Genomic DNA, 1,368 nt, shown 5'->3' with positions numbered 1-1,368 from the left:
AGGCGGGCCTGACCGTACGGCGCGGCGCGCCCCGGCCAGGACGCCGAACCGCAGGCCGCAGTCCTGGTCGCCTGCGCCGAGCACCTGCCCGACGCCGCCTGGCGGGAGCTGGACGTCCGCTGCCGGGAGCTGCAGGTCGCCTGGCACCGCGGCCACAGTGAGGGCCGCCGCTGGTACGTCGGCCCGTTCACCCCGCCGACCGGCGGCGCCGGTTACGAGGATGTGCGGCTGCGCCGCCTGGCCGCCTGCCCGTGGCCGGACGAGCTGGCCGCCTATTGGGCCTTCCTGGAGGCGGGCGGTCGGCCCGCGACCCCGGCCGACCCGGCCGGAGCGGAGATCGCCGCCGCCCTCATCGCCGCCGACCTGCGCGCCTGGTTCGACGGCGCGCCACCGCCCGGCGCCGGTTACCAGGTGGGGATCGACCTACAGGTCGGGGAGATCCGCCGCCATCCCGTGCTGCCGGTGCCGCGCGGCCTGATGCGTGAGACGCCCGCGTGAGCAAGGTGCGCACCGGCCTGACGGTGACGGCGTCCGACGGCGTGCGGTTGGTGGCCGGCCTGGTCCTGCCGGACCGGCTGCCCGCCCCCGCCGTGGTGATCCGCACGCCGTACGGCGCCCCGGGCTGCCTGCCTGAGGCCCTTTCCTTGGCCGAGGCCGGATTCGCCTGCCTGATGCAGGACGTGCGGGGCCGCCACCTGTCGGAAGGGGCCTTCACCCCCGGAGCCGACGAGACCGCCGACGGCCACGCGACCCTGGACTGGACGGCGGCCCAGCCCTGGTGCGACGGCGCGATCTTCCTGTACGGCCTCGCCTACGAGGCCTACGCCGCCTGGTGCGCCGCCGGCCACCCCGCGGTCCGCGGGATCGTCAGCCGCCAGCCCTGGCCGCCGATCGGCCCTCCGGCCCTGGACGAGGAGCTGTGGTGGCGCACCGACCTGGGCACCGGCCGGATGGCGCGCACCGGCCTGTACGACGCGGCGCTCACCCGCGCGCCGGAACTGGCCGCGCTGATCCCGGCGGCGGCCGTCACCGAGGCCTGGCCGGTGGACGTCGGCCCGTGGCCGGCCACGCCCAGCACCTACAAGACCGCGGCCCGGCGCATGGCGCGAGCCGCACGCACCGCCACCGCGCCCAGCCTGCACCTGGGCAGCTGGTACTGCCGGTCGGCGGCGACCACGCTGCGCCAGGCCATGCTGGCACCCCGGGCTGAGGCCGTCGTCGGCGGCTGGGCGAGTGCGCTCACCCACCGCCTCCAGCCCGAGTGCGCCCTGCCGGAACCGGCCGGCCTCCACCCCTTCGCACTGGCGCTGGAATGGCTGGGCGGCTCCGGCCGCAGCGGGTGCCTGCTGCTGGGCAGCGGCCGCTGGA

2 protein-coding genes are annotated in these 1,368 nt (G+C 77.5%); both read left to right on the top strand.

Going from position 1 to position 1,368, the window contains the following annotated elements:
- Positions 1–222: 222 nt before the first annotated feature.
- On the top strand, positions 223–498 hold the full coding sequence (locus ACWJ6R_RS36380) for a hypothetical protein (protein ID WP_449066554.1): 276 nt from the start codon (positions 223–225) through the stop codon (positions 496–498).
- Positions 495–1,368 (top strand): CocE/NonD family hydrolase (locus ACWJ6R_RS36375; protein WP_449066553.1); only part of this gene is annotated, 874 nt, incomplete at its 3' end. The genes ACWJ6R_RS36380 and ACWJ6R_RS36375, both read left to right, overlap by 4 nt.

This window comes from Planomonospora algeriensis (assembly GCF_977012225.1).
Note: the sequence above shows the minus strand (reverse complement) of the source record. Positions and strands in the feature narration are given on the sequence as shown.